Here is a 21,937-nt window from a genome sequence, read left to right on the forward strand (position 1 = left end):
GCATGCGTCGATGCCGGCCTCAAGCGCAGGCTAGTCCATGCGCAACATGCGCAACATGGGCGTCAGGGCAAGGCAGTAGCCAGCATCGTAAAGTTGGTAGTGGTGGATCGGCGTTGCATAGATTTCCGCTGTCCATGTCAACGGCAGCGATGGTGCCATCGCACATGAGCTAAGCAAGATCGAATGTGTGCCTCGCGTCAGCGGGTGGACACAGCAACCGCTGACGCGCCGCATGCTCATCACGCGCTACGTGTGGCCACCGCCGGCGGTACCAGTGCGGCACGACGCGCGGGCCAGAACACGGCGATCTGGCCCAGCGCCCAGAGCAGTAACGCGCCGATCGGCAGATACAGCACCGGCAGGCGTGGCAACTCGTAGCGGTCCATCAGCCAGATATTGATCGAGTACGCCAGCAACATGCCGAGCACAATGCCGACCGAGGCCAGCAGGAAGTTTTCGATCTGGAAGTAGCGCAGGATCTGGCCGCGCGTGGCGCCCAGTGCGCGGCGAATGCCGATCTGCTTGGTACGCTGCTGTACCCAGAAGCTGGCCAAGCCCACGATGCCCAGTGCGGTGACGATCAGCAGTGCGATACAGACCGCGCCAAGTAGCCACACCATTGCGCGATCATTCTCGAAATATTCCGCGCGGATTTCGCTATACGTCTCCTGTTTCAGGACCAGCCGGCTATTGTCTAATTTCATCAGCGCAGCGACGGCAGATTGCAGCACCTCTGCCCGACGCGTTGGATCGGTGACACGAATAATGTACTGGCCTGCGGTGTAGTCGATGCGCAGTGGTAGCAACATCGAGTAATTGCTTTGATCAACACCGCCGGCGCTATTGTTGGTGGGGCGTGCCAGTGTCTGCACGATGCCGATGATGTGGAGTGCGGTATCGCCTGCATAGACTGTCTTTCCCAATGCATTTTGCGAGGGGAACAGCTTGTCAGCCATGCGCCGAGTGATGATCACTGAAAGGCCTTTCTGGTCGATGGACCTGTCGTTATTGGCCTGTGCCATATCGATGAATTCACTTGCGGTGAAATCACGCCCTGCGACCAGTTGCAGGCCAAGTGTGCCGATGGTGCCTTCGCTGGCCATGTATTGCGCAGCGCTAAGTGTCTGGCGCTCTTGTTCACGCGTCAGGGAGATGCTGCTGTTCCATGAGTAATGCACAAAGGGAATCTGATTGATGACGATCGCGCTGCGGACACCTGGCAGGCTGCGCAGTGCAGCCAGGTCTTCGCGTGTGCGCGCTTCTGCATTGACCTGGGTGCCGATGCCGCCCAATTGGACGCTGACCAGTTCCGATTCGGCGATGCCGCTGGGTTGCTGCAGCGTCTCGATGCGGTTGCCGATCAAGAACATGGCATTGCAGATGATGGCGCAGGCGAGTGCGATTTCGAGCACGATCAATGCTGATGCGGTCTTGTGACGGCGCAGGGTGGAAATGATGGGGCGGATGTCCATGGGCGGTACCTTCGGATAAGAGGCCGTGCCCGCCGCAGGGCGGCGGGCTTGGTGGTCAGGACGCTTTGAGCTGTAGCGCAGGCGCAACCTGGATGGCACGCCAGGAGGGCAGCAAGCCGGCCAACAGACTGGCAACGAGCGCCAATGCGAAGGTGAGCAACAACATCTTCGGATCCAGATGCGCAAGCTTGGCGTAGTCGACAGGTTGTTGGCGCACGACCCACAGCCCCAACCATGCCAGCCCAAGCCCTGCAACGCCGCCGGCAAGTCCGATGGTTCCGGCTTCGACCAGGCATTGCGCAAAGATGGCACCGCGTGAGGCACCCAGGGCGCGACGCACGCCGATCTCTCCACTGCGGCGCAGGAACTTGGCGAGTAGCAAACCTACGGTATTGAGCAGACACACCAGCAGGAAGCCCATCGCCAGCCACAGCTGCAGGCGGACGTCGCTAGGGACAACTTCCTTGTAGTCCAGCCACTCCATCACGTTGCGCAGGCGGGTATTGTTCGGACGTTCAAAGCGCCCTGCAGCGCGCTGCTGATCGGAGTAGTTATCCAGGTAGGCTTTGTAGTCGCCGGCCTGCGCTGGGCTGTCAAGCTCCACCCAGTACTGCATCCATGTGCAGGATGCGTTGAGCGCTGTCTGGTCGCTGTCGTTCTTGCCGTAGCAATTCATACCGCCGTAATGATCCATCTTCAGATCCATCGCGACGGAGAATGGCAGATACACTTGCTCGCTCGAGCCGTAGCTGTTGCTGAGATCATAGAAACGTGGGTTGACTTTCCAGTCATTGAGAACACCAACGATACGAAAGGTGTTCTTGTCCATGCGCAGGTCGCGGCCGACACTGTTGCTGCCGTCGAACAGTTTGTCGTTGAGTTCCTTGGTGATCACCGCAACGCGTTCGTGCCCCTCGTCGCTACCGGCCGACCAACCCTGGCCATACAGGAAGAGCGTTTCGAACATTGGGAAGAAATCTGCCGAAGTAAAGCGTACTTCCGATTTGAAGGCAGTCATGCCGTTCTTGTCGGGCTCGATCGCCACTCGTCCGCCGGTCATCAAGGCCTGGCGTTTTGCGCGCTTTTCGCGCAGCAGCGTTTCGGCATCGAAGCGAGTGACCTGGTCGCCAGGTTCTTCTCCCGGTTGGTAGCCTGCTTTGGGGTACGGGTCCACCAAGGCAGTGAACAACCGATCGCTCTTCTGCGGAATCGGATCGCCAGACAGAACATAGAACACCGTCAACGTGGTCATGCTGGCGCCGATGCCGAGTGCGATCGCCAGCACCATCAGCGCGGTGAGTATCTTGTTGCGGCGGAAGCTGCGGACCGCGAGAGTGAAGTAATAGCCGAACATGGAGGTGCCCCTTACTCGGCCAGGGTGGGTGCGCTATCGCGCGAGCGCATCAGGGCGGGATTGCGTTCCAGATCGGTGGCCTGGCCGTCGACGATATGCACGTTGCGCTGCGCGCGTGCGGCCAGTTCCGGGTCGTGGGTGACCATCACGATGGTGGTGCCCTGGCTGTTGATTTCCTCCAGCAGTTCCATCACCCCGCGTGCCATTTGCGAGTCGAGGTTGCCGGTGGGTTCGTCGGCCAGCAGCAGGCGTGGGCTGCCGGCCAATGCGCGCGCAATCGCGGCGCGCTGCTGCTGACCACCGGACAACTCGGTGGGGTAGTGCTTCAGGCGCGAGCCCAGGCCGACCTTGGTCAAGGCTTCTTCGATACGCTGTTTACGCTCGGCTGCGGCCATGCCGCGATAACGCAATGGCACATCGACGTTGTCGAACAGGTTGAGGTCGGGAATCAGATTGAAGCCCTGGAAAATGAAACCGATCTTCTGATTGCGCAGGCGCGAACGCGCATCGTCGGACAGATGGCTGACGTCTTCGCCATCGAGCAGGTACTGCCCGCTGGTGAAGGTCTCCAGCAGCCCCGCGAGATTGAGGAAGGTGGTCTTGCCCGAGCCGGAAGGGCCGGTGACCGCGACGAATTCGCCTTCGCGCACATGCAGGTCCAGCGAGCGCAGCGCGTGCGTCTCCACCTGTTCGGTGCGGAAGACCTTGGAGACCGATTGCATCTTGAGCATTGCCGATTCCTTTGCGAAAAGTGGTGTGTGCGGAAGAGATTTAGAGTGGCTAACAAACCGCAGTAATTTTGCTGGCCGCTCTTAGTGAACGGTGACGCGCGGGGCATCTCCAAAGTTATCTGCGCCGGACACCACCACGCGGTCGCCCACCTGCAGTCCGGAGAGCACCTGCACTTCGCCCAGGCTGCTGACGCCCATGCGCACCGGGCGGCGTACTGCGGTGTTGCCATCCATCACGTAGGCGTAGCTGCCGCCGGATTGTTCGACGAACGGGCCGCGCTCGACCTTGAGGACGTTGCGGCGGGTGTCCATCACCACGCGTGCGCTCATGCGCTGGCTCTGGCGCAGGCCCGGCGGCTGCTTGTCGGCAAAGCGGATGCGCGCGGTGACTTCGCCGTTGACCACTTCCGGCGACACCGCCGAGATGGCACCGGGAAACGGTTCTCCGCTGCCGCTGGTGAGCTGCGCCGGCATGCCGATCGCCAGATCGCGCGCGAAGCTCTCCGGCACCTTGATCTCGACTTCGAACTTTGACAGATCCACCACGCCCAGGATCGGCGCATTCGCCACGACCTGGGTGTGCTGCACCGCCTGCACCTGGCCGACCTGGCCATCGAACGGCGACAGCAACGTGAGTGCATCGACCTGGCGCTGCACCTCGGCCACCACCGCGCGTTGGCGGTCGGCGAGCAGGCGCTTGTTGCGCGAATCCAGATCCGCGCCCTGGCTCTTGAGCGAGGCATCGCGTTGCGCGTGTTGCAGGTCGATATCGGTCTTCTTCAAGGTGTCCTGCGCCTTGGCCAGTTCCACCTGCGGCACGGCGCCGCCATCGTAGCCGCGCTGATAGCGCTCCAGGTCGCGTGCGGCGGCCTGCTTGTCGATCTTGGCCTGGTCGGTGAGCTTGCTGGCGTTGGCACGGGCCAGCGTGGCATCCAGCCCGGCGCGGCTGGATTCGGCTTCCAGGCCGGCCAGCGTGGCCTGCTCCTGCGCCAGCTTGCTGCGCAGCTCCGGGCTGTCGATGCGCGCCAGCTCCTGGCCCTGCTTGACCACGTCGCCGGCCACCACGCTCAGCGTCACCGTGCCGGCCGAGATGGCGTACAGCACGGGGCTGTTGGCGGCGATGACGCGGCCGTCTGCGGCGATGTCGCGCACCAGGTCGCCCTGGCTGACGGTGGCGATACGCACCCGGCTGGCATCGAACGAGCGGCTGCCGGCGCTCCACGCGGTGACCGCCCAACCAATACCGGCCAACACGGCGACCGCAGCGATGCCAGGCCACAGCCAACGGCGCCATGGCGCGCGCTGGGCGGATGTACGGAGAACCTGGTCCTGGGCAGAGGTATCGCGAATCATGATCGGCTGGCTCGGTGGCGTCACTGCGATAAAGCAGAACCTGTGCCAATTGCCAAGTGCTTGAAAGTAAACGTCTTTGTGCTTGGGGGCAGGTGTCCGCAGTGTCCGCGGACACTGGCGCGGACACGCTGTCCGGGCACGGTCATGCAGCGGACAAGATCGGACACGCTAAAATGCGCGGCTTCGTCTTCAAGGGTTGTCCTATGTGCGGCATTGTCGGAGCGATCGCCGGGCGCGATGTGGTCCCGGTCCTGATCGAAGGACTCAAGCGTCTTGAGTACCGTGGCTACGATTCCTCCGGCATTGCGGTACTCGATGGCGCGCAGCTGCGCCGCGTGCGTCGTACCGGGCGCGTGGTGGAGATGGCGCAGGCAGCGCAGGCCGAGCAGTTCGGCGCGACGCTGGGCATCGGCCACACGCGCTGGGCCACCCATGGCGGCGTCACCGAGGCCAACGCGCACCCGCATATCAGTGCCGGCGTGGCGCTGGTGCACAACGGCATCATCGAAAACCACGAGCAGCAGCGCGAGAAGTTGCGCGCGCTCGGTTACACCTTCGAGTCGCAGACCGATACCGAAGTCATCGCGCATCTGATCCATCATCATCTGGGTAGCGCCGGCGATCTGCTGATCGCGCTGCAGCGCACGGTCAAGGAACTCACCGGTGCCTACGCGCTGGCGGTGATGAGCCAGGCCGAGCCGGAGCGCTTCGTCTGCGCGCGCATGGGCTGCCCGCTGCTGATCGGCGTGGGCGAGGGCGAGAACTTCGTCGCCTCCGATGTCTCGGCCATCGTGCAGGCCACCCGCCAGGTGATCTTCCTGGAAGAGGGCGATACGGCCGAACTGCGCCGCGATGGCGTGCGCATCTTCGATGGCAACGACGCGCCGGTCGAACGCCCGCTGCATCTGTCCGATGTGTCGCTGGCATCGCTGGAGCTCGGTCCGTTCCGGCATTTCATGCAGAAGGAAATCCACGAGCAGCCGCGCGCGCTGGCCGATACGATCGAGGCGGCGATCGATGCGAAGGGATTTCCTGCCTCTCTGTTCGGCGCGAATGCCGAAGCGGTGTTGCGCGACATCGAAGGCGTGCAGATCCTGGCCTGCGGCACCAGCTACTACGCCGGCATGACCGCGCGTTACTGGATCGAAGCCATCGCCGGGCTGCCGTGCAGCGTGGAAATCGCCAGCGAGTACCGTTACCGCGCCGCCTATGCCAACCCCAAACATCTGATCGTCACCATCTCCCAATCCGGCGAAACGCTGGACACGATGGAGGCGCTGAAATACGCCAAATCGCTGGGGCATCTGCACACGCTATCGATCTGCAACGTGCCCGAAAGTGCGATCCCGCGCGCCAGCGAACTGGTCTGCTACACGCGTGCCGGCGCGGAGATCGGCGTGGCCTCGACCAAGGCGTTCACCACCCAGCTGGCGGTGTTGTTCCAGCTGACCATGGTGCTGGGCAAGTTGCGGCGGCGCATCGGCGAGGCCGAAGAGGCGGATTATCTGGAGCAGCTGCGTTTCCTGCCCGGCAGCGTGCAGCACGCCCTGAATCTGGAGCCGCAGATCATGGCCTGGGCCGAGCGCTTCTCGGCCAAGGAAAATGCGCTGTTTCTCGGCCGTGGCCTGCATTACCCGATCGCGCTGGAAGGCGCGCTCAAGCTCAAGGAAATCTCCTATATCCACGCCGAAGCGTATCCGGCCGGCGAGTTGAAGCACGGACCGCTGGCGCTGGTGGATGCGGCGATGCCGGTGGTGGTGATCGCACCCAACGACCGCTTGCTGGAAAAGGTCAAATCCAACATGCAGGAAGTGCGCGCCCGTGGTGGCGAGCTGTTCGTGTTCGCCGACCAGGACAGCCACTTCAGCGAGTCCGAAGGCGTGCACGTGATCCGCACCCCGCGCCATGCCGGCGTGCTGTCGCCGGTGATCCACACCATCCCGGTGCAACTGCTGGCGTATCACACCGCGCTGGCACGCGGTACCGATGTGGACAAGCCGCGGAATCTGGCCAAGTCGGTGACGGTAGAGTAGCGGCAGAAGCCCAGCATCGTGGGCGGTCGCAGGGAACTCTCGGTCCGACTGGACAATGGTTCGTCCAACCAGCGCCGACGTGTGGCGGGCGGACGAGTAATGCTTCGTCCAAACCCGAAAAGAGCGAAAGGGCGGGGGCGTCATTGCTCCCGCCCTTTTGGGTTTCTGCAGCGCGACGCTTGCGACTCCTACTGGTCTGCCATCCACAGAATCGGATCGCGCATGCTGGTTCCGCGGTGGGGACTTGGCCTGATCATCCAGGCGCCAAGGGGCGCTAGTCGCGCTCTAGCTCCCCTGCGAGGATCGATGCCAGGGCTTCCATGTTCAGCACATTGACTTTCCCGTAGCCAACGTCGATCAAGCCTTGGGCTTTCCATGCTTTCAAGAGCCGGTTCACGGTAGGACGGGAGACGCCCAGCCTGTCGGCCAGCGCACTCTGTGGCATGCGGACGTTGTGTTGGGCAGTGAGAAGCTGAGCCGCCAGCCGGCGTTCGAGCGAACGTGCCTGGTTGGCTTCAATCCAGTCCAAGGTCTGGCGATAGCGTGAGCACACCAGGCGGGTGATGGCCAGGAGCGCCGCCGGGTTGGATGCGATCACACGGTTGAAGGCGGCAGTCGAGACGACGGCGATCTTGCTACGCCCGTGGGCCACCGCGCTGAACGCCCGTGCCCGCTCATCCAGCAGCGGAACTTCCCCGAACCACTGGCCTGGTCCAAGGATCAGCGACAGCCTCTCGCTGAGCTGGATCGGCTCCAGCGAGACCCGGACCGAGCCGCTGAGAATGCCGAACATGCAGGCAGGGGAGGAGCCCAGCTCAAAGATGCGCTGCCCCGCAACACACGTTCGAACCGAAGCCTGGGAGAGAAAAATCTCTGCAATCTCTGGACTCAGGGTGCCATCGTCGGGCATAGCCGGGACCGTGGTCGAACTGTTCTGATTTTACAGTCTGGAGGGTTCAACGGGGGCACCATGCAGGCCTAATCTTTGGAGCACCAGCCATGTATGTGGGTCACTTTGCGATCGGACTAGCCTTGAAAGCCCGCTTTCCGAGCATCCCGACGCTTCCGCTACTGCTGGGCGTCGGCTTCCTCGACATCCTGGACGGTATTTTCATCATGCTTGGCTGGGACATCGTAACGCCCAACCTTGCTGCAGGCCCCTATCTGTTCTTCGACCTGACATTCATCGACTGGGATCATTCGCTCTTGGCGGCGGTCGTTTGTTCCTTGGTCTGGGCTGGCCTCTTCTGGAAAGACAGACGCGTTGCAGTTCTGGCGTTCATCGCTTCTTTCTCTCACTTCCTTGCCGACTGGCCAATGCACAACAATGACCTGGCACTTTTGCCGCATTCCCAGACCCACTTTGGTCTGGGACTGTGGGGACGGCTTGGCACCGCCTCTTGGGTGATCGAAGGACTCTTTGTTGTTGTGCTGGCCGCTTACGCCTGGAATTCGGCGCGCAAGCGTGGGGTGAACTGGACTTTGTCGCTTGTCGTCTTGACGATCGCGTTCTTCAATCTTTCTCCGTGGCTGTCTCCGATGAAGCACATCGCCGTGCTGGACGAGCCGGCGGCACATATGCTCCACGGCTTGCTTGTAACGCTGGGATTCCTGCTGCCCGGTGCATTGCTCACGTGGCTCGTGAATCGTGAAGAGCGAAAGGCACTGGTCTTGCGTACCTGATGACGTGCCCTGCAGTGGCAGTTCCGAAGGCGTGCACGTGATCCGCACCCCGCGCCACGCCGGCGTGCTGTCGCCGGTGATCCACACCATTCCGGTGCAACTGTTGGCGTAATTACACCGCGTTGGCGCGCGGCACCGATGTGGACAAGCTGCGCAACTTGGCCAAGTCGGTGACGGTGGAGTAGGAACGGCCGATAAAGCGCTGCGCTCACTGCGAGATGGGCGCCTTCGACGCGGATTCATGCCGAAGAGCGTTCACCAGATGGTGTTATCCAGAGCCGCGTCCTCGGCGTAACGCGCCTGTTGCGCGGGCTGAGCAATTAGGCCAGTACGCTGCGACACGATGGGCGCAGCGTATCGGTAGCTGCGTTGGCTACGGCACGATCAGATTGCCGCTTTCCGGGCGAGGCTCATTCATGATGACCGGCGACGTTTGCCCGCTTGCCGTGCGGTTGCCGCGGATCAATGCGTCCTTGACGTTTTCGTTTTGAATGCGGACCTCCGGGGTGGTGTTGTTCTCGATCAGCGAGTTCTTCACCCGATCCCAAAGGCCCACGCTTCCAGTTGCGCCTGCGGCAAAGCGGTTATTGCGGATGATGCCGGTGCTGGTGACGGCATCGGTGTACCAGGCATTTTCCCGCTTGCCTTCGCTGATCATGAGATTGCTTCCCTGCAGGTTGAATACTGCCGTCTGGCCACCGATCGAGGACGGGTTGGCAACCGCATCTGCAGTAATTTCATTATTGAGCATCTGCGAATGCCAGCCTGCCAGTAGCGAGTTGGCATCGGTATAAAACCCGGTGGGCTGCACGATTCCGGCACCAAAGCGATGCAGCCGGTTGTATGCATGGATGACGTCGGCGGATGGAAAGAAGTTGGTGATCGGGCCAGCGCCACCATGGTCGTTATTGACGAACAACATCCGCCCGTTGGTGGTCACGATGGTGATGGTGGAGCTCTGATCGGGCGGGATGTCCCATGCGCGGTCCAGGTTCACGCGGTTGCCCAGCGGCGATGTATTGCCCATCAGGTAACGCATCTGGCCGGCACCCTTGCCGGAAACGATCATCACCGAGTTGCCATCGGGATCGCACAGATACGGAACGTCTTTTGCATTGTTGGCCAACGTCAGCGTCGTCCCCGAACTGGCAGCGACCTTGCCAAGATAGTTGCCGATGCCCTCGTCCAACGTCAGCTGCCAGGTTTGCTGCGCATCCTGCGGATACTGGCTGGCATTGTCTGCGTAGTACACATCACGACCGGGCGCCGCGAAACCCAGTTCCGAGGGCGTTTGATGATAAGGCGCACCGGCGGACAGATGCCGGTTGTGCGTGATGAGCGCGTTCTGCACATCATGATTGAACGTCAGTGCCAGCTCGTGCCAACGCAGTGTGTTGTTTTGCACGGTAGCGCCGTAGACGTGTTTATCCATGGTGATCGGCTTGCTGGCGGTGATGTCGTTTCCGCTGATCTGCAGGTTGGAGATATTGCTCGCCTGGATGCCGGTCGTCAGCGGCCCGTTGGCCGTGCGATCGGTTTGCCTGCCGAGGGTGAGCCGGATATCGCGCACGAAGGGGACCGAGCGCAGATCCGTCAGCGGCATATGCTCGAACACGATGCCGGTTCCTTCGCGCATGGCGGGCGCTTCGATGGCCAGGTCGCGTATGCCAAACAGGTTGGTGGCCCAGTTGATCTGCTGATCGCACTTGGGTTGGCGTGGCGGCGTGTAATAGACGCCGTTGCCCTTGAACAAGGTGGTGTTGTTGGCGGTTGGGAAGGACAGCACCGTGGCGTCTTTGCCCGCGCCGGCGATCACCACGTGGTTGGGAATCGTCTGATTGAATCCTTGTGCGTATTGCTGCGACAAGGTGTATCTGCCGGCGGGAATCGACACCACACCGCCATTGGCCGCGCAGGCGAATGCGGCGACAAAACTCGCATCGTCCGGTGCGCCGTTGCCGATCGCCGGGGCCACCCTGCACTGGATGTTCGGCCAGTTGGTCGGATAGGCAATGCTGACGGTGGTGATGGTGCGACGTGGGGCGGTGCGATCTGCGCCGACGCCGAAATTCTGATAGCGGCTCCATGCGCTGGGACCGCCGGAACCATTGTGCAAATACAGCTCGTAGTCGCCTTCGGGCATGTCGGCCGGAATGGCGAAGCTCTGTGCGTACATGCCTTCTTTGGGATTCGATTCGTCGGCGATCACGATACGCTGCACGGTGCCATCCTTGACCAGCGCAAGCCGCACCGGCTGGCTCGATGCCGACATCCTGCCCAAGGCGGTGCCGAACACATTGAGCCTGCCACGCGGCGATGCACCGCCGCCGACATTGCCCTGCACGAACCAGATATCCGGCGCATTCACCAGCGTCGTTGCCCCCGCACCGCTGCCGGTGACGATCTGATACGCATAGACGCCGCGCGCACTATCGGGAAGCTGAAACTTGAGCGATTGCTCGGTGGCCTGCGTCGGTGTCACGCTGCTCCAGCCGCTATTGGTGCTGTCTGTCGCCTCCAACGGACTGCCCACCGCGCCATCGTCGAGCCGCGTGAGGCGCACCGTGGCGCTGGGGCCGATGTTGCCACCGCTGACTACCACCGTCTCGTTGCGGTCGACCGGTTGCGATGCCCAGAACGTCATCGCCGTGCCGGCGGGCACCTCTGTCGGACCTGGATACGCCGCGGACGCAGGACCGATCGCGGTGGTTTTGCTGTTGCTTGCAGGTGTGCGCGCATCCGGCGGGTTGCCAGGCCGTGCAAAGGCGTGGCCATCGCTGCTGGACAGCCACAGCGTGGATGCCAGGAATAGTGAAACGACTGACGTTTTTACACCCATGTCGGATGACTCCTGTTACAGAAGCACAAGGCTTCCGGGAATTGCGGAAGCGCGCCAAACCACTGCGCATTGATCCCGCTGGGAAGTTCTGCGACCGCCGATGCAGCACGGCAAGGGCTGGGCGTCATGCATGTGCATCGCGCCTCCGCGACCGCAGAACCTGGATGTCCAGCGGCATCGGGCGCGCCGGGCAGCGGCCATCCTAGAGAGGCGCACGCGTTTGAATGCGAACATGGATCACACAGTCGCGTTCGTTTGATGCCAATGTCTCGCTGCGCGAGCCAGGTCACTTTTTTGGACAGGTCGTGCTGTTGCGCGATTTCGTCGACATGCCGAGGCATCGACACAGTGAGGTGTCTGGGATCCACCCGGCCGTTGCGATGGACAGGCGGCTTCGATGCCGCTGGCATGTGGCCACGCACCATGCCGCCATCTGCGCTCGTCGGCACGGGTTGCATTAGCGCTCGACACCCGGCACTGCCAACCGTTTGGCCCGGAATATGCTTCTGTCTTGGCGAGGGTCCCACCACGCAGGAGGACGTATGCACGAGTCTTTCAAACAGGGCGCGCCGGCCGAGTTGTGGCAGGCGTTGGTACGTGAGGCAGGGCAGCGCATCGCGCGGCCGCTGGACGAATCGCGCGAGCATTATCTGGTGTTCGTGTTGCTGCGCTTCCAGCGCGATGCGCATCTGCTTTCGCGCACGCAGGCATTGGCGTGGTTGCATGCGCAGGAACAGATGGGCAGTGTGCGTGCCGATCTGCTACGCGATGTGGGCGATGGCTGTCTGCTGATTGCCGGGCTGTTTCCAGGCGTGGCGCAACGTCGCCGGCTCAGCGTGGACTACTTCATCGACCTGGGGCGCGGCGCCTATTCCGATGTGGCCGACACGCGTTGCAGCGATGCCAGCCTGTTCGCGCAACTGGCCGAGAGCTATCGCGAGTTGGTCCACACGCTTGCCGCACTGCGCCCGCCGCGCGAGTGGCAGCGCAGTACTCGCGGACTGTTGCATGCATAGATAACCGCCACTTCCGGGGCGGTCCCTACAGATGTGGGGACCGCCCCGACTGCCAAGTGCGCGTGATGCGCCCACACTATGTTCGCAACTGAGCGTTCGAGCCGACTGCGGATCATTGTTCGATGGACCAAGCACTGTGCTATTGGCCGCTGTCCGCGCGGTCTGACAGTGTCTTGTCGCATTGCGTGGGGGACACGCAATGCGACGCCATTTCCAGTGGAAGGAATCTATGAAAGCATTGATTGCGGTGGCGATCTCGGCACTGAGCGGCGTTGCGATGGCTGGCGATGTTCCGCCCGGTTATGCGGGTGTGGGCGGGATGACCTTGCAAGAAATCGACCCTGCCATCTACGCCTACCACTACGACCACGGGTTTGTGGGCGAAGACGCGATGGGGTGGGATCCTGCGCTGCAGTTCGCCTGGTCGCGCACCGCCGCGGCCAAGGTCTGCGGCCAGCAGCCGGTCGAGCAGGAGGCCATCGTTACCAAACTGGTGGCGCAGTACGGCCAGGATGCGGTGGTACATCAGATCAACGGCATCGCATTTCATGAAGTACAGATGCGTGCTTCCAGCGCGTTCTGTACGGCCACACGTGGGGAAGAGGCGGTGGCAGTGGTACCTGCATTTGCCACTGGCGATTTTTCGACAGCGACGGCCTATGCTGCGGCTGCCGGCACGGTGTTGGTCGCTGCAACGGAGGAGCAGTCCGCTTCACAAACGCAAGGCGATGCCGTCATTGCATCGTCGGCGGATTGGGCGTTGCAGCTTCCGTTGCATGCCAGCATGCGAGTTGGTTCCAACGGGCTACCCAACGGCGACGAAATGTTGCGCGTGGTGCGGCGCGGACACACTGGGGCGGTGGTGGGTTTGCAGATCGCCACCAGCCTGTTCGCGCGCGGTATCGCAGTGTCGTCCTTTGGTAAGGGGCAGCTGAAAGGCGAGAAGATGGAGGCCGTGGGGAATCCCGGATATCAATTGCAGCGCGATGCGGTCAATGCGCGTCTGAAGAGCTACTTCACCGGGCATCCGGCAGCACTGCCGGTGGACCCGTTCCCGCTGCAGGTGCTGATGTCCGACTGGCTGCTTGTCTACCAGAGCCTGGCCGATACCACGTCGCCCTACGAGCTGCGCTATGCAGTGACGATCTGCGGTGAGCGCTCGGGCCTTCTGAAGCGCAAGGCCAGCCCGGTCAATCTGGACTGTGCACCGACACCGCGCACTGCATCGCTTGAGGAATGGGAGGCCAACGACTACGCACTGGTCAAAGAAGCCGCGCAGGCCTACAGCGAGGAATGTGCTGCAAGATTTGCCGAGCAGTTGCCGCAATGGTTTCCGGACAGAGAGGCTGTTGCCGCTTCCAACTGATGCAGTGCGCCGCGCTGGATGGCGGCTGCCTCTGAGCGCATCGGGTTCGTTGAAAGGTGCTGGTAGTGTTCTTTGCTGATGCACGTTGCTCGAACGCGCCGTTTTGTAACAACTGCCGATAGCTCGCACGCATAAAAAATGCCCGGGAATTCCGGGCATTTTTTGTTCTGCGTTAGGCCAGCGGCGTATTGGAAATGATCTCTACCCAGTAGCCGTCCGGGTCCTTGATGAAGGCCAGGTGCTTCATGCGGCCATCTTCCAGGCGCTTCTGGTACGGCACGTCGAGGGTGTCGAAGCGGGCGCAGGCGGCGTGGATGTCGGGCACCGAGATGCAGATGTGGCCGAAGCCGCGCGGCTCGCTGTTGCCGTCGTGGTAGACCGGGCCGTCCTGGGTTTCGGTGCCGTGGTTGTGGGTGAGTTCCAGTACGCCGGGAATGCCGGCCATCCACAGACGACGGTCGGTATCTTCTTCGGGGATTGCGGTGCCTTCCGGCAACAAGGCGAGAAAGTACAGGCTGAATTTCGCATCGGCAAAATCGCGTGCATCGAGCAGGCGGAAGCCCAGCACGCGCGTGTAGAAATCCAGCGAATGCTGTGCATCCTTGACGCGCAGCATGGTGTGGTTGAACACGAAACCGCCGGTCTCGGCGGGCGCGGCGCTGGCGCCGGGAACGTGTTGCAGATCGGTCAAAGGCATTGCGGTCTCCTTGATGGAATGGGGGCAGGTCTGACTGCGTTGGGCGCCGATGTTAGCGAGGCAATGGTTGTCGGTATGTCTGCATTGCGAGAAATCGGTGATCTGGCCGTTATGCTTCTTTCGCTCATCGCGGCTGTTCTTTAGGTGATCGCTGTAAGCAGACTTCCTTGCCCTCCTAGAGGGTGTTGCATGGACCCGAACGATCAGGTCCATGCACGCACAGCGGCTGTCTCAGAACCAGATGCGCACGCCGGCAACGAAGCGGCTGTCGCGCGCCGGTTCGTCTTCGATCGCAGCGCGTCTGGCGGTGTCACCGAAGCTGCGGCTGTGCACCCAGCCGATGTAGGGCGCGAAACGGCGGGTGATTTCGTAGCGCAGCCGTAGGCCGAATTCGGCCTGCTCCACTCCGTTGTCGATGTTGCGCCGGTTGTCGTCGGTCAAGGCGATACTGACTTCCACGCGCGGTTGCAGGATCAGTCGGTTGGTCAGCAGCACCTCGTACTCGCCTTCCAGTCGCAGTGCCGCGCTGCCGCCGCTGCCGATGTAGAGCGTGGCTTCGGTTTCGAATTTGTAGGGCGCCAGTCCCTGCACGCCGAAGGCGGCCCAGCTGCGATGCGCGTCCGCGCCGATGTCCTGACGTGCGCCAACCAGTACATCCCACCACGGTGAGATGGCGTGACCGTAGAACGCCTCCAACGAGGCGTCCTGCGTGCGCCCGTCGTGCCGCTCGCCTTCGCTGCGCAGCCAGAGCCTGTCGATGTCGCCACCGATCCAGGCGCGTGCTTCCCAATCCTGACCGCTGCCGCGGTTGGTATTGGACGCTTCCAGTCGATCGAGCAACACGTAGTGATTGATGCCTGCCGCGTGCATCGCATGGTGCTGCAGAGGTGCAAATGCCGCAGCGATCTCCTCGGCAGTGGGCTCGGGGATAGGCTCGCGTGGCAGTGCGCTGGTGGTGGGCGATGCCGACGTTTGGGTCGCCGCTTCGGTGTGCAGTGCGTGCTGCATGTTGCTGTGATCCATCGGCCCATGCTGCGCTGGTCCATGTTGCATCGGGGCGTGCTGCATCGACGCGTGGTCCATCGACGCATGGTCCATTGCCCCATGGTCCATGTCTGCCTGGGGCTGCTGGCTGTGACCCGGTTGTGGATTCGTAGAGGCCTGGTGTGCGGCATGCTTGACGTCGGCGTGCTGCATGCCTGCGTGATGCATCGATGTCGGCGATGCCGAAACGTCGGCTTGTACCGGGCGTTGCGCAGGCGTGCTGTCGGCAGCGTCTGCCGATGGCGATGCAGCGCCGGTGTGTTGCAGATGCGCGTGATCCATCTGCATCGCATCTGCGGTCTCCTGCGCAGATGGCGGCGATACATCTGTCGCGGTGGACGTCTGCGACTGGGCAGCCGTTGCGTGGTCGGCCATCTGCATTGCATGCGTGCCATCGGCATGCGCGGATGAATCCATCGCCTCAGGCACATGCTCCTGTGCAGTAGCCGATGCGCTCAGCAGCAGTGCGAGCAGCACCACGTCTTGCGTACGAAGCGCGCTCATGCCTCCACCCGCACTTCGCGCATCATGCCCGCTTCCATGTGGTAAAGCAGATGGCAATGGTAGGCCCAGCGGCCTAGCGCATCGGCACGCACGCGGTAGGTGCGGCGGGTGCCGGGCGGCATGTCGATGGTGTGCTTGCGCACCTGGAAATTGCCGTCGGCGTCTTCCAGGTCGCTCCACATGCCGTGCAGGTGGATGGGGTGCTGCATCATGGTGTCGTTGACCAACACGATGCGCAGCCGCTCGCCGTACTGCAGCCGCAAGGGTTCTGCTGATGCAAAGGCGATGCCGTCGAACGACCAGGCGAATTTTTCCATATGCCCGGTCAGATGCAGCTCGATCTCGCGCCCGGGCTCGCGTCCATCCGGATCGTCGAACACGCTGTGCAGGTCGGCGTAGCACAGCACGCGGCGGCCGTTGTCGCGCAGGCCAACGCCGGGGTCGTCCAGGCGCGGTGAAGTGGCATTGCTGCGCATGTCGATCAGCGGATTGCCGTCTTCGCTGGCGGGGTGGTGCGGTGCCTTGCTCTGCGCATCGTTACTTGCATGCTCATGCATGTGCGTTGCCGGCATCGGCATTGCCATCGCGTGCGCTGCGTGTGGATCGCCCTGCATCGCATCACCGCCGTGCATGGCGTGATCAGCTGGTGCCATACCGTCGCCATGCCCCATATCCTGCATGGTCAGGATCGCGCGCGGATCCAGTGCCGGAATCGGTGCCTGCAAGCCATGCCGCACCGCCAGCGTGCCGCAGGCAAATCCGGTGCGACCCATGTCCTGCGCGAACAACGTAAATGCATCCTGGCCGATGGGTTCGACAATCACGTCGAAGGTTTCTGCAGCAGCAATGCGCAGCTCGTCCACGCTCACCGGGTGCACGTATTGGCCGTCGGCGGCCACCACGGTCATGCGCAGGCCCGGAATGCGGATGTCGAAATAGGTCATCGACGAGCCGTTGATGAAACGCAACAGTACCTTCTCGCCGGGGGTGAACACCCCGGTCCAGTTGCCGGCCGGCGCGACGCCATTGAGCAGGTAGGTGTAGGTATTGGCGTTGACGTCGGACAGGTCGGTGGGGGTCATGCGCATGCGCCCCCACATGCCGCGATCGGCCAGCGTTGCGCGCATGCCGTCTTCGCGCGCATCGCGCAGGAAATCGCCCACGGTGCGCTGTGCGTAATTGTCGTGGCTGGGCATCTGCTTGAGCCGCCGGAACAGCGCGGCCGGCTCCAGATCGGTCCAGTCAGAGAGCAGCACCACATGCTCGCGATCGTGCCGATACGGCGGCGGTGTCAGCGGGTCGATGACGATCGCGCCATACAGCCCGGCCTGCTCCTGAAACATCGAATGGCTGTGGTACCAGTAGGTGCCGGATTGGCGCAGCGCGAAGCGGTAGTGATACTCCTGGCCCGGCGCGATGCCGTCAAAGCTCATGCCCGGCACGCCATCCATGTTGGCCGGCAGCAACAGGCCGTGCCAATGCACCGAGGTAGGCTGGTCGGCCAGCGCGTTGCGTACGCGCACGCTCACCATGTCGCCCTCGCGCCAGCGCAGCGTGGGCGCGGGCAGGCTCTGGTTGACGGTGATGGCGGTGCGCGTGCGCCCGGTGAGGTTGACTGGCATGCGGCCGATCTGCAGCGATTGGCTGCTGCCACGCAGGACCGGCGTGCTTACCGGGTTGGACGCACGCGCATCGCTGCGCCACAGGCCGGTGCTTGCGACAACCCCGCCCAGGGCGATGCCCTGCACGAAGCGTCGCCGGCTCAGGCCGCCGTTGGAGGGTGGATCGAAAGAAGTGGGATCGAAAGACATGACATCTCCGCTGCGGCCCACGGATGAAGGCGGACGCATCGCATCGCTTAGAAACCCCGCGCAGCAAGCACGCGGGCCCGATGACGGCAAAAGCCGTCAGCGCTCAGGCGATGGGAGGTCGAACCGGTTGCTCGGGCACCGGGCTGCTGCGTCCTTCGGCCAGGTCAGCCGGCAACGCCCAGTGACCGAGCAGGCCTGCGGGCACCGCAGGCAGTGTCAGCAAGGCGAGGCTGCAGTGCTGCAGGCAGTCGCAGCTGCCCAGCTTGCAGCAATCGGCTGCATGCGCATGCTTGGCGTTGTCGTGGGTAGGCACGGCGGCAGTCGGCTGCATGTCGGCATGGCACGGCATTGCGGCCGGCATGGAAGCCTGCGCAGCTGACGCAGCCGGTGCCATCGCACCCGATGCCATTGCCGGCATCGCCATGCCCACCGACGCCCACGCACCGGTGGCCGTATTGGCAACCAGGCACAGGCACAGCAGCAGGCGGAGCAGGCAACGCAGCACAGGCGGTCAGGGCAGGCGAACAGGTGCGATGAGCATAGCATCGGCTCCCAGCTGTCCGCCCGATGACCCGCCGGCCGTGGCCGCGCGCCTTGCAGCGGTAGAATTGGGGCTTACTTCGCCGCACAGTCCTGCCATGTCGCAGCGCCAGTGGGTGGCCGCCGCCATCCAGAAGATCGAAGCCGATTTCAACCGTTCGGCCGACACCCACCTGATTCCGATGGACTTGCCGGGCTATCCGGGCATCGACCTGTATTTCAAGGACGAGTCCAGTCACCCCACCGGCAGCCTCAAGCATCGGCTGGCGCGCTCGCTGTTTCTGTACGCGCTGACCAACGGCTGGCTGCGTGCGGGGCGGCCGGTGATCGAGGCCTCCAGTGGCTCGACTGCGATTTCCGAAGCGTATTTCGCACGCTTGCTGGGTGTGCCCTTCATCGCGGTGATGCCGGCCTCGACCTCGCCCGAAAAGATCGCCGCGATTCAATTCCAGGGCGGCCGCTGCCATCTGGTGGAGCGCGCCTGCGATCTGGACAGCGCCTCGCACCAGCTCGCGCGCGAGACCGGCGGGCACTTCATGGACCAGTTCACCTACGCCGAGCGCGCCACCGACTGGCGCGCCAACAACAACATCGCCGAGTCGATCTTCAAGCAGCTGGCCGACGAACCGCACCCGATTCCCGACTGGATCGTGTGCAGCCCCGGCACCGGCGGCACCAGTGCCACGCTGGGCCGCTATGTGCGCTACCGGCGCCACGCCACCCGCATCCTGTGCGTGGACCCGGAGGTGTCGGTGTTCTTCGACGGCTATTGCCGCGCGGTGGACGGGCAGTGCCCCAAGGAGCTGGCCATCACCGGTGGCTCGCGTATCGAGGGCATCGGCCGCCCGCGGGTGGAATCGAGCTTCATCGCCAGCTGCGTGGACATGATGATCAAGGTGCCCGATGCCTTGAGCCTGGCGGCGATGCGCCACGTCAGCGCCACGCTCGGCCGCCGCGTCGGCGGCTCCACCGGCACCAATTTCGTCGGTGTGCTGCAGGCCGCCCAGCGCATGCGCGAGGCAGGCCGCACCGGCTCCATCGTCACCATCCTGTGCGATGCCGGCGAGCGTTACGCGCACAGCTATTACGACCCGGCCTGGTACGTGGCGCATACCATCGACGTCACCGACAGCGATGCGGCCATTGCCATCGCCGTCAACGGCGGCGACTTGCCCACGTTGCCTTGTGCGGCGCTGGAATGACCGCCATATCCTTGGAGCTGCCATCAACACCGCTGCGCCTCGCGACGTTTTGCTAGCCACACGTGTTGGTTCTTGATCCAGTCACCCGTCATCCAGTCCACCGCCGGAGCGCTCCATGACCAACCCGCTGCTCGACCTGTCCGGACTGCCGTCCTTCGATGCGATCCGCCCCGAACACGTAGGCCCGGCAATCGATCGCCTGCTGGCCGAGGCCGAGGCTGCGGTGAAAGCGGCCGAGCAGGTCAGCCCGGTCAGCTGGGACAGCTTCGTGGTGCCGCTGGACGATGCCACCGAGCGGCTGTGGCGCGCGTGGGGGCAGGTGGGCCATCTGCAGGCGGTGGTCAATACGTCGGAACTGCGAGAGGCCTACAACAGCAATCTGCCCAAGTTAAGCCGCTTCGGCAGTGCGCTGGCGCAGAATCTGGCGTTGTACGCGCAATACAAGGCGCTCGCGGAATCACCGGAAGCGGCGCACTACGACGCGGCACGTCGCAAGGTGCTGGAAAACGCGCTGCGCGATTTCCGCCTCGGCGGTGCCGAGCTGGATGACGCGTCCAAGGCGCGCTTTGCGCAAGTGCAGGAAGAGTTGTCTGCGTTGGCCGCCAAGTTTTCGCAGAACGTGCTCGATGCCACCGATGCATGGTCGTACGTGAGCGAAGACGAAAGCGAGCTGTCCGGCCTGCCGGTCGAAGTGATCGCCGCCGCACGCGCTGCTGCCGAAAAAGACGGCGTGCCAGGCTGGAAACTCACCTTGCAGATGCCGTGCTATCTGCCGGTGCAAACCGATGCGGACAATCGCGAACTGCGCGCGCGGCTGTATCGCGCCAATGCCGAGCGCGCCTCCGAATTCGGCAATGCTGCGCTGGACAACAGCGCCAATATCGACCGCATTCTCGCCTTGCGCGCCGAGCTGGCGCAGCTGCTCGGGTTTGCCAGCTACGCGGAGTATTCGGTCGCCACCAAGATGGCGCAAAGCCCGGATGAAGTGATGGGCTTCCTGCGTGATCTGGCGGTGCGCGCCAAGCCGTATGCGCAACGCGACCGTGCCGAGCTTGAAGCCTACGCACGCGACGAGCTGGGCCTGAATGAGTTGCAGGCGTGGGATCTGTTCTACGTCAGCGAAAAACTCAAGCAGGCGCGTTACAGCTTCTCCGAGCAGGAAGTGAAGCAGTACTTCACCGAGCCCAAGGTGCTGGCCGGCCTGTTCGATGTCATCCACAGCCTGTATGGGCTCACCGTCAAGCCCGATAGCGCGCCGGTCTGGCACGAGGATGTGCGTTTCTATCGATTGGAAGATGCACAGGGCGAGCTGGTCGGGCAGTTCTATCTGGATCTGTACGCACGCGAAGGCAAGCGCGGCGGTGCGTGGATGGACGATTGCCGCAATCGCCGCGACACCGCCAACGGCGTGCAGACACCGCTGGTGTATCTGGTGTGCAACTTCGGTCGCGGCAGTGGCGATACGCCGGCCACGTTCCGGCATGGCGAAGTCACTACGCTGTTCCATGAAATGGGCCACGGCCTGCATCAGCTACTCACGCGCATCGGCGAGTTGGGTGTGGCCGGTATCAACGGCGTGGAATGGGATGCGGTGGAACTGCCGAGCCAGTTCATGGAGAACTTCTGCTGGGAATGGGAGCGCGTGCAGGCGATGACTGCGCATGTGCGCACCGGCGAGCCGTTGCCACGTAATCTGTTCGATCGGCTGTTGGCCGCACGCAATTTCCAGAGCGGCATGTTCACCGTACGCCAGCTGGAATTTGCGCTGTTCGACATGCAGCTGCACAGCAGCTTCGACCCGCTGCAGGACAACGTGTTGCAGCTGATCGAGCGCGTGCGCGACGAAGTGGCGGTCAATCGCCCGCCGGCGTGGAATCGTTTCCCGCATCAGTTCAGCCATATCTTTGCCGGTGGCTACGCGGCTGGCTACTACAGCTACAAGTGGGCCGAAGTGCTCAGCGCTGACGCCTACGCCGCCTTCGAAGAAGCACCCGAACAGGTTGCCGATACGGGCGCACGCTTCCGCCATGAAGTCTTGTCGCGTGGCGGCAGCCGTAGTGCGGCCGACAATTTCCGTGCCTTCCGTGGGCGTGCGCCGAGCATCGATGCGCTGTTGCGGCATAACGGCATGGCGGGCTGATCGCGGGCTTTTTTAGTCAGGTCTCCCTGCTTTTCTAAAGCGTCGCCTCCGGTGCAGTGCAACGCATTCGGAAGCGACGCTTCGGCGAGCGCAAAAAGCTGATCGAAGCAGTGCACTGGACATCGTGTGTCCTTGAGTTCGAGCGCGTCCCA

General features: G+C 63.0%; 16 protein-coding genes. 6 read left to right on the top strand and 10 right to left on the bottom strand.

From position 1 onward, the window contains the following. Nucleotides 1–239: 239 nt before the first annotated feature. The 4 genes from NMB96_RS09590 to NMB96_RS09605 all read right to left on the bottom strand — a co-directional run bounded on the left by NMB96_RS09590 (nucleotide 240) and on the right by NMB96_RS09605 (nucleotide 4,910). Nucleotides 240–1,472, bottom strand: coding sequence for an ABC transporter permease (locus NMB96_RS09590; RefSeq protein ID WP_023902457.1), 1,233 nt, complete (start codon nucleotides 1,470–1,472; stop codon nucleotides 240–242). 55 nt (nucleotides 1,473–1,527) lie between these two features. After that, nucleotides 1,528–2,826, bottom strand: coding sequence for an ABC transporter permease (locus NMB96_RS09595; protein ID WP_023902458.1), 1,299 nt, complete (start codon nucleotides 2,824–2,826; stop codon nucleotides 1,528–1,530). Between the two features lie 11 nt (nucleotides 2,827–2,837). Next, on the bottom strand, nucleotides 2,838–3,557 hold the full coding sequence (locus tag NMB96_RS09600) for an ABC transporter ATP-binding protein (RefSeq protein WP_023902459.1): 720 nt from the start codon (nucleotides 3,555–3,557) through the stop codon (nucleotides 2,838–2,840). 81 nt (nucleotides 3,558–3,638) lie between these two features. Further along, nucleotides 3,639–4,910, bottom strand: a complete 1,272-nt coding sequence (locus NMB96_RS09605) for an efflux RND transporter periplasmic adaptor subunit (RefSeq protein WP_043888898.1) — start codon at nucleotides 4,908–4,910, stop codon at nucleotides 3,639–3,641. 203 nt (nucleotides 4,911–5,113) lie between these two features. Between NMB96_RS09605 and glmS the strand changes: the two genes are divergently transcribed. Then, nucleotides 5,114–6,943, top strand: a complete 1,830-nt coding sequence (gene glmS, locus NMB96_RS09610; RefSeq protein WP_255086749.1) for a glutamine--fructose-6-phosphate transaminase (isomerizing) — start codon at nucleotides 5,114–5,116, stop codon at nucleotides 6,941–6,943. Nucleotides 6,944–7,217: 274 nt separating this feature from the next. Here the strand turns inward: glmS and NMB96_RS09615 are convergent, their stop codons facing one another. Next, nucleotides 7,218–7,853: a Crp/Fnr family transcriptional regulator gene (locus NMB96_RS09615; protein ID WP_255086750.1), complete on the bottom strand. Its 636-nt coding sequence runs from the start codon at nucleotides 7,851–7,853 to the stop codon at nucleotides 7,218–7,220. Between the two features lie 89 nt (nucleotides 7,854–7,942). Here NMB96_RS09615 and NMB96_RS09620 point away from each other — a divergent pair, with 89 nt between their 5' ends. Then, on the top strand, nucleotides 7,943–8,626 hold the full coding sequence (locus NMB96_RS09620; protein WP_255086751.1) for a hypothetical protein: 684 nt from the start codon (nucleotides 7,943–7,945) through the stop codon (nucleotides 8,624–8,626). Nucleotides 8,627–8,999: 373 nt separating this feature from the next. Here NMB96_RS09620 and NMB96_RS09625 read toward each other — a convergent pair whose 3' ends face one another. Next, nucleotides 9,000–11,465, bottom strand: coding sequence for a hypothetical protein (locus NMB96_RS09625; protein ID WP_255086752.1), 2,466 nt, complete (start codon nucleotides 11,463–11,465; stop codon nucleotides 9,000–9,002). A 542-nt stretch (nucleotides 11,466–12,007) separates the two neighbouring features. On the opposite strand from NMB96_RS09625, the gene NMB96_RS09630 reads away from it, so the two are divergent. Together NMB96_RS09630 and NMB96_RS09635 are read left to right on the top strand one after the other, a co-directional pair. After that, nucleotides 12,008–12,481, top strand: coding sequence for a hypothetical protein (locus NMB96_RS09630; RefSeq protein WP_255086753.1), 474 nt, complete (start codon nucleotides 12,008–12,010; stop codon nucleotides 12,479–12,481). 229 nt (nucleotides 12,482–12,710) lie between these two features. After that, nucleotides 12,711–13,847, top strand: a complete 1,137-nt coding sequence (locus NMB96_RS09635; RefSeq protein WP_255086755.1) for a hypothetical protein — start codon at nucleotides 12,711–12,713, stop codon at nucleotides 13,845–13,847. A gap of 172 nt (nucleotides 13,848–14,019) precedes the next feature. Here NMB96_RS09635 and gloA read toward each other — a convergent pair whose 3' ends face one another. The 4 genes from gloA to NMB96_RS09655 all read right to left on the bottom strand — a co-directional run bounded on the left by gloA (nucleotide 14,020) and on the right by NMB96_RS09655 (nucleotide 18,408). After that, nucleotides 14,020–14,544: a lactoylglutathione lyase gene (gloA, locus tag NMB96_RS09640; protein ID WP_255086756.1), complete on the bottom strand. Its 525-nt coding sequence runs from the start codon at nucleotides 14,542–14,544 to the stop codon at nucleotides 14,020–14,022. Between the two features lie 231 nt (nucleotides 14,545–14,775). Next, entirely contained in the window at nucleotides 14,776–15,870 is a 1,095-nt protein-coding gene (locus NMB96_RS09645) for a copper resistance protein B (protein WP_425520923.1), read from the bottom strand. 218 nt (nucleotides 15,871–16,088) lie between these two features. After that, nucleotides 16,089–17,924, bottom strand: a complete 1,836-nt coding sequence (locus NMB96_RS09650; RefSeq protein WP_255086758.1) for a copper resistance system multicopper oxidase — start codon at nucleotides 17,922–17,924, stop codon at nucleotides 16,089–16,091. 82 nt (nucleotides 17,925–18,006) lie between these two features. Continuing rightward, a complete protein-coding gene (locus tag NMB96_RS09655; RefSeq protein WP_255086759.1) occupies nucleotides 18,007–18,408 on the bottom strand; it encodes a CopL family metal-binding regulatory protein in 402 nt (133 codons plus the stop codon). Between the two features lie 133 nt (nucleotides 18,409–18,541). Between NMB96_RS09655 and NMB96_RS09660 the strand changes: the two genes are divergently transcribed. Continuing rightward, nucleotides 18,542–19,645: a PLP-dependent cysteine synthase family protein gene (locus NMB96_RS09660; protein ID WP_255086760.1), complete on the top strand. Its 1,104-nt coding sequence runs from the start codon at nucleotides 18,542–18,544 to the stop codon at nucleotides 19,643–19,645. A gap of 115 nt (nucleotides 19,646–19,760) precedes the next feature. After that, nucleotides 19,761–21,785: a M3 family metallopeptidase gene (locus NMB96_RS09665; protein ID WP_255086762.1), complete on the top strand. Its 2,025-nt coding sequence runs from the start codon at nucleotides 19,761–19,763 to the stop codon at nucleotides 21,783–21,785. Nucleotides 21,786–21,937 lie beyond the last annotated feature (152 nt).

Origin of the sequence: Xanthomonas hortorum, from assembly GCF_024339125.1 — a bacterium.
Lineage (GTDB): Bacteria > Pseudomonadota > Gammaproteobacteria > Xanthomonadales > Xanthomonadaceae > Xanthomonas > Xanthomonas hortorum.

Excerpts from the sequence above, each read along its gene's own strand:
- NMB96_RS09645 (WP_425520923.1), bottom strand. The coding sequence starts at position 15,870 with ATGGATCACGCGCATCTGCAACACACCGGCGCTGCATCGCCATCGGCA.
- NMB96_RS09625 (WP_255086752.1), bottom strand. The coding sequence starts at position 11,465 with ATGGGTGTAAAAACGTCAGTCGTTTCACTATTCCTGGCATCCACGCTG.
- NMB96_RS09595 (WP_023902458.1), bottom strand. The coding sequence starts at position 2,826 with ATGTTCGGCTATTACTTCACTCTCGCGGTCCGCAGCTTCCGCCGCAAC.
- NMB96_RS09605 (WP_043888898.1), bottom strand. The coding sequence starts at position 4,910 with ATGATTCGCGATACCTCTGCCCAGGACCAGGTTCTCCGTACATCCGCC.
- NMB96_RS09600 (WP_023902459.1), bottom strand. The coding sequence starts at position 3,557 with ATGCTCAAGATGCAATCGGTCTCCAAGGTCTTCCGCACCGAACAGGTG.
- NMB96_RS09665 (WP_255086762.1), top strand. The coding sequence starts at position 19,761 with ATGACCAACCCGCTGCTCGACCTGTCCGGACTGCCGTCCTTCGATGCG.
- glmS (WP_255086749.1), top strand. The coding sequence starts at position 5,114 with ATGTGCGGCATTGTCGGAGCGATCGCCGGGCGCGATGTGGTCCCGGTC.
- NMB96_RS09590 (WP_023902457.1), bottom strand. The coding sequence starts at position 1,472 with ATGGACATCCGCCCCATCATTTCCACCCTGCGCCGTCACAAGACCGCA.
- NMB96_RS09620 (WP_255086751.1), top strand. The coding sequence starts at position 7,943 with ATGTATGTGGGTCACTTTGCGATCGGACTAGCCTTGAAAGCCCGCTTT.
- NMB96_RS09635 (WP_255086755.1), top strand. The coding sequence starts at position 12,711 with ATGAAAGCATTGATTGCGGTGGCGATCTCGGCACTGAGCGGCGTTGCG.
- gloA (WP_255086756.1), bottom strand. The coding sequence starts at position 14,544 with ATGCCTTTGACCGATCTGCAACACGTTCCCGGCGCCAGCGCCGCGCCC.
- NMB96_RS09660 (WP_255086760.1), top strand. The coding sequence starts at position 18,542 with ATGTCGCAGCGCCAGTGGGTGGCCGCCGCCATCCAGAAGATCGAAGCC.
- NMB96_RS09630 (WP_255086753.1), top strand. The coding sequence starts at position 12,008 with ATGCACGAGTCTTTCAAACAGGGCGCGCCGGCCGAGTTGTGGCAGGCG.
- NMB96_RS09615 (WP_255086750.1), bottom strand. The coding sequence starts at position 7,853 with ATGCCCGACGATGGCACCCTGAGTCCAGAGATTGCAGAGATTTTTCTC.